Consider the following 6037-nt stretch of genomic DNA (forward strand, 5'->3'; position numbering starts at 1 on the left):
CCCGCTCCTACAGAAGCAATCAGCAATACCTCGTATCACCGGCATTCGGCCATACGGGCCTTATGTGATAGGCTTTCCCGGTTTGCACAGTGGGCGGCTGGAACCCGATCTACGCGTCGGTGTCCCCGCCTATTTGTTTGCCTCAGGAGTCCTCATGCGTTTGATCCAGATGTTCACCGCCGCCGCCATCGCGTTGGCCAGTACCTTAGCCATTGCCGATGACGCGGCCGACCAGGCCATTCGCAAGAGCCTGGCCAATCTCGAACTGGAAGTGCCGATCGAAGCCATTTCCGCCAGTCCGATGTCCGGCCTGTACGAAGTCAAGCTCCAGGGCAGCCGCGTGCTGTATGCCAGCGCCGACGGTCAGTACATCGTCCAGGGCAACCTGTTTGCGCTCAAGGACGGCAAGCCGGTGAATCTCACCGAGATCACCGAGCGTCAAGGCATCTCCAAATTGATCAACGGTATCCCGGTTGCCGAAACCGTGGTCTACCCGGCGGTGGGCGAAACCAAGTCACACATTACCGTGTTCACCGACACCACCTGCCCGTACTGCCACAAACTGCACGCCGAAGTGCCGGAGCTGAACAAGCGTGGCATCGAGGTGCGCTACGTGGCGTTCCCGCGCCAGGGCCTTGGCTCGCCGGGTGATGAGCAGTTGCAGGCAGTCTGGTGCTCCAAGGACAAGAAAGCGGCCATGGACAAAATGGTCGACGGCAAGGAAATCAAGGCCGCCAAGTGCGAGAACCCGGTTTCCAAGCAATTCGCCCTTGGCCAGTCCATTGGTGTGAACGGCACGCCGGCCATCGTCTTGGCCGATGGCCAGGTGATTCCGGGCTACCAGCCGGCGCCGCAAGTCGCCAAACTGGCCCTTGGGGCGAAATGATCGTGGCCAGTGCGCTGCAGAAGATCACGGCCCGGCGAAAACCTTCGCCGGGCCGTTAAACACAAAGTCGCGTTGCTGCGCGGCTGTATCACGGCCGACCTTGTGTCGGCCGTTTCATGGGGAGTCAAGAGTGAATCCGGTCAAAGTAGGCATCTGTGGGTTAGGTACCGTCGGTGGCGGCACCTTCAACGTACTTCAGCGCAACGCCGAGGAAATTGCTCGTCGTGCCGGGCGTGGAATCGAAGTGGCACAAATTGCCATGCGCACGCCAAAGCCTCAGTTCCAGACGACCGGTATTGCGATTACCAACGATGTCTTCGAAGTGGCCACGAACCCTGAGATCGACATCGTGATAGAGCTGATGGGCGGCTATACCGTTGCCCGCGAGCTGGTACTCAAGGCCATCGAGAATGGCAAGCATGTGGTCACCGCGAACAAGGCGCTTATCGCCGTTCACGGCAATGAAATTTTCGCCAAGGCCCGCGAGAAGGGCGTGATCGTGGCTTTCGAGGCCGCCGTGGCCGGTGGTATCCCGGTGATCAAGGCGATTCGCGAAGGGCTGTCGGCCAACCGGATCAACTGGGTGGCCGGGATCATCAACGGTACCGGCAACTTCATCCTCACCGAGATGCGCGAAAAGGGCCGCACCTTTGAAGACGTGCTGGCCGAAGCCCAGGCGTTGGGCTACGCCGAGGCGGACCCGACGTTCGACGTGGAAGGCATCGATGCGGCGCACAAGCTGACGATCCTCGCGTCGATCGCCTTCGGTATTCCGCTGCAGTTCGACAAGGCCTACACCGAAGGCATCACCAAGCTGACCACAGCCGACGTGAACTACGCCGAGGCCTTGGGCTATCGCATCAAGCATTTGGGCGTGGCGCGCAGCACTGCCAGCGGCATCGAGTTGCGTGTGCATCCGACGCTGATCCCGGCCGACCGCCTGATCGCCAACGTCAACGGCGTGATGAATGCGGTAATGGTCAACGGCGACGCCGCCGGCTCGACCTTGTTCTACGGCGCCGGTGCCGGCATGGAGCCGACCGCTTCGTCGGTAGTGGCCGACCTGGTGGACGTGGTTCGCGCCATGACATCCGACCCGGAAAATCGCGTGCCGCATCTGGCGTTCCAGCCGGACTCGCTGTCGGATCACCCGATTCTTCCGATCGAAGCCTGCGAAAGTGCCTACTACCTGCGTATTCAGGCGAAGGACCATCCGGGAGTACTGGCCCAGGTTGCCAGCATTCTTTCGGAACGTGGCATCAATATCGAGTCGATCATGCAGAAGGAGGTCGAGGAGCACGACGGCCTGGTGCCGATGATCCTGCTGACCCACCGCGTGGTCGAGCAACGCATCAACGATGCGATCGCTGCGTTGGAGGCACTTCAGGGAGTCGTTGGCCCGGTGGTCCGTATCCGCGTCGAGCATTTGAACTAATTTAGCGGCAAGCTATAAGCTGCAAGCTGCAAGTAGAAGCCGAGCCGCTTTTCACTTGTAGCTTATAGCTTGAGGCTTGAAGCTCAAACCGAAGGTTTGCCCCTATGCGCTATATCAGTACCCGCGGCCAGGCACCGGCCCTGAATTTCGAAGATGTCCTGCTGGCCGGCCTGGCCACGGACGGCGGCCTCTATGTGCCGGAGAATCTGCCGCGCTTTACCCAGGAAGAAATCGCTTCCTGGGCCGGCCTGCCGTATCACGAGCTGGCCTTCCGAGTGATGCGCCCGTTTGTCACCGGCAGCATTCCGGACGCTGATTTCAAGAAGATCCTGGAAGAGACCTACGGTGTCTTTTCCCACAACGCCATTGCGCCGTTGCGCCAGCTCAACGGTAACGAATGGGTGATGGAGCTGTTCCACGGCCCGACCCTGGCTTTCAAGGATTTCGCTCTGCAACTGCTCGGTCGCCTGCTGGACTATGTGCTGCAAAAGCGTGGCGAGCGCGTGGTGATTGTCGGTGCTACCTCCGGCGACACCGGTTCGGCCGCCATCGAAGGCTGCAAGCATTGCGAGAACGTCGACATTTTCATCCTGCATCCGCACAACCGCGTCTCGGAAGTGCAGCGTCGGCAGATGACGACGATTTTCGGCGATAACATCCACAACATCGCCATCGAAGGCAACTTCGACGACTGCCAGGAAATGGTCAAGGCCAGCTTCGCCGACCAGAGCTTCCTCAAGGGCACCCGGCTGGTGGCGGTGAACTCGATCAACTGGGCGCGGATCATGGCCCAGATTGTCTATTACTTCCACGCGGCCCTGCAGTTGGGCGGCCCGGCCCGTTCGGTGGCGTTCTCGGTGCCGACCGGCAATTTCGGCGATATTTTTGCCGGTTACCTGGCACGCAACATGGGGCTGCCGATCAACCAGTTGATCGTCGCCACCAACCGCAACGACATCCTGCACCGCTTCATGAGCGGCAACCAGTACGTGAAGGAAACCCTGCATGCCACGTTGTCGCCGTCGATGGACATCATGGTCTCGTCGAATTTCGAGCGGTTGCTGTTCGACCTGCACGGCCGCAATGGCGTGGCGATTGCTGGCTTGATGGACAGCTTCCGCCAGGGCTGTGGGTTCAGCGTCGAGGCCGAGCGCTGGACCGAAGCCCGCAAGCTGTTCGACTCCCTGGCGGTGGATGACGCGCAGACCTGCGAAACCATCGCCGAGGTGTTCGAGCAGAGCGGTGAATTGCTCGATCCGCACACCGCCATCGGGGTACGAGCGGCGCGCGAGTGCCGCCGCAGCCTGGATATTCCGATGGTCATCCTGGGCACCGCTCACCCGGTGAAGTTTCCGGAAGCAGTGGAGAAGGCTGGCGTAGGAAAAGCGCTTGAGCTGCCTGCACATCTTTCTGATTTGTTTGAACGAGACGAGCGTTGCACCGTATTGCCTAATGATCTGAAGGCCGTGCAGGCCTTTGTCAGCCAGCATGGCAACCGCGGCAAGCCGCTCTGATCGCTGGAAACTGTCACATCTTGAAGCCCGTCTCCTGACGGGCTTCTTCGTTTCTGCATGCCAAAATGGTCGGGTTTTCGCCCGATAAGGAACGGGCGAGCTATCTCGAAGGAAGTGCAGATGCTGTTCGTTAACCGATGCAAACCGGCGTTGAGCTGGATGATGGGCTTCGCCCTGATGTACTGGACGCAATGGGGCGGGGCGGACCCGTCGACGACTCCCAAACAGCCACCGCTCGAAGCCGGCGAAAGATTGGTGCTCGAGGCCCGGGAACTGGACTGGATCAGGCAGAACCCGCGTGTCGTGGTGGCGTCGATGCAAATCCCGCTGTACCTGTTCAAAAATGCACGCGGAGAATGGAGCGGCCTGAACGCTGACATTCTGCGGTCCATCGAACAGATGACCGGACTTGAATTCGTCCATCGGGAGTCGTTCTCTGCCGATCAGTTGATAGAAATGCTGGAGAACGGCGAAGCCGACATGTCCACACTCCTGGCGATGAATGACGAGCGCAGGGCTATTTTGAATTTCAGCCATGCGTTTGGCGGTTTCGACTGGGTATTCGTTGGCCGTGAGGGCGAACCCGCGCTTCGTTCGCTGGATCAGTTGGCTGGCAAGGTGCTGGCGTTGCCGGCACGGCATGCCCTTGAAGCGGAAATCCGGCGCGAGTATCCCGCCGTCGGGTTACGCACGGTCATGACCCAGGCCGAGGCAAGGGCCTTGGTGGAAAACCGCGAAGCCTATGCCACCATCGAAAGCGAAACCGCCGCGCACCTCTATCCCGTGGGGCAATTACAAGTGGGCGGCAGTCTCGAAGGCCGGTGGGAACCCGACTATCTGGCTGTGCGTCAGGATTCTCAAACGTTGCTGGGTATCCTCAACAAGGCGCTGGAAGCGTTTCCGGCCGAAGACATGCGCGCGCTGCGCTCCAAGTGGTTCGCCGAACAAATGCCGGATAAGCAACCGTCATTCTGGTCGAGCATCCCGCTGCAGGGCTATTGGTGTGTGATCGTGGCAGGGGTATTCGGCCTGTTGTCGTTGCTCTGGAGCCGCCGCTTGCAGGGCCAGATTGAACAGCGTCTCAAGGCCGAGGCCGTGCTCAACGACCAACTGACGCTCCAGCGAGCCTTGATGGAGGCCATTCCCGATCCGATCTTCATTCGAGACCTCGAAGGGCGACTGATCATGTGCAACAAAAGTTATGAGGAGCGGTTTGCAACTCGCTTCGAGACGCTGCGAGGTACGCGTCTGACCGAGTCCGCAGCGATGCCGTCGGCGACCGCCGAGCTGTTGCACGGTGAGCTGATGGAGCAGCTGCGAACCCGTCAGCCTCGATTTGTTGATCGCCAGCTGATGTTGCGCGGTACATTGCAGGATATTTATCACTGGTCGGTGCCCTTATATGCCGCCGACGGCCAATTGCGCGGCGTGCTGGGCGGGTGGGTCGAGGTTGGGCGCCGGTGGGATCGTTCCAAGCGGCTGCCGGCTTGATCGACTGCCTCAGCTGGGGCTGATATCCAGCTGTCATATTTGACGCGCATGCTCGGTTGAACAGGTCGCCATTGCGCCGGTTCGTTGCGCTGGCGAACTTTCCGCCGGGCCGCGGGGTCACTTAATGTGCAGTTGTTTTTTTTCGGACTATTGAAGGGTGATCGAATGGAAAGTATCAGCCTGTTGCTCAATGAAGCCTTGAGCCCGTATCAGGTCACGCTCACGCCCTCCGGTACCAAAGGCGAATGCCTGGTAACGCTGAAGAATCCCTCAGGGGCGATCATGGTCGAGCGGCTGTTCAACCAGGCCCAGTTGACCGACAAGCGCCAACTGACCGACGTGGTCGACGGCCTGCATCGCGATGTGCTGATTGCCGAGGGGCGCCTGGAGCCGTGTGTCATCGCGGCGTTACGTAACGTGGCGCGCGACAAGGTCATGCTTGCTGCCAATTGAGTGACATCCCGCGGGAACCTTCCTACGTTCTAGCGAGTCAGACTTTTTACCAACAAGAGCAAGCATTGTGCTCCGGTGTTTGTGGCTTGTTGTACGGACCTTTAAGGGTCACGTTTAACCCCGAGTTGTCTCCCCACTTCTCGGGGTTTCTTTTTGCCTGGTGTTTATGGCCAGGGTGCTCTGCGTCAGGCAAAACAGAACCCTTGTGGGAGCGAGCCTGCTCGCGAAAGCGGTTTGTCGGTCAATAGCAGGTTGACC

General features: G+C 59.8%; 5 protein-coding genes. All 5 read left to right on the top strand.

Annotated features, from left to right (window positions below):
- Window positions 1-154: 154 nt before the first annotated feature.
- Complete coding sequence (locus tag ACE04F_RS07310) at window positions 155-886, top strand: DsbC family protein (protein ID WP_486105610.1); 732 nt, start codon at window positions 155-157, stop codon at window positions 884-886.
- A gap of 130 nt (window positions 887-1016) precedes the next feature.
- A complete protein-coding gene (locus tag ACE04F_RS07315) occupies window positions 1017-2321 on the top strand; it encodes a homoserine dehydrogenase (protein WP_305499031.1) in 1305 nt (434 codons plus the stop codon).
- Window positions 2322-2425: 104 nt separating this feature from the next.
- A complete protein-coding gene (gene thrC, locus ACE04F_RS07320; RefSeq protein WP_486105611.1) occupies window positions 2426-3835 on the top strand; it encodes a threonine synthase in 1410 nt (469 codons plus the stop codon).
- Between the two features lie 120 nt (window positions 3836-3955).
- Window positions 3956-5326: a transporter substrate-binding domain-containing protein gene (locus ACE04F_RS07325; protein WP_486105612.1), complete on the top strand. Its 1371-nt coding sequence runs from the start codon at window positions 3956-3958 to the stop codon at window positions 5324-5326.
- Between the two features lie 165 nt (window positions 5327-5491).
- Window positions 5492-5779: a DUF3509 domain-containing protein gene (locus tag ACE04F_RS07330; protein ID WP_486105613.1), complete on the top strand. Its 288-nt coding sequence runs from the start codon at window positions 5492-5494 to the stop codon at window positions 5777-5779.
- The last annotated feature ends 258 nt before the right edge of the window (window positions 5780-6037 follow it).

This window comes from Pseudomonas sp. AGC41 (assembly GCF_057334555.1).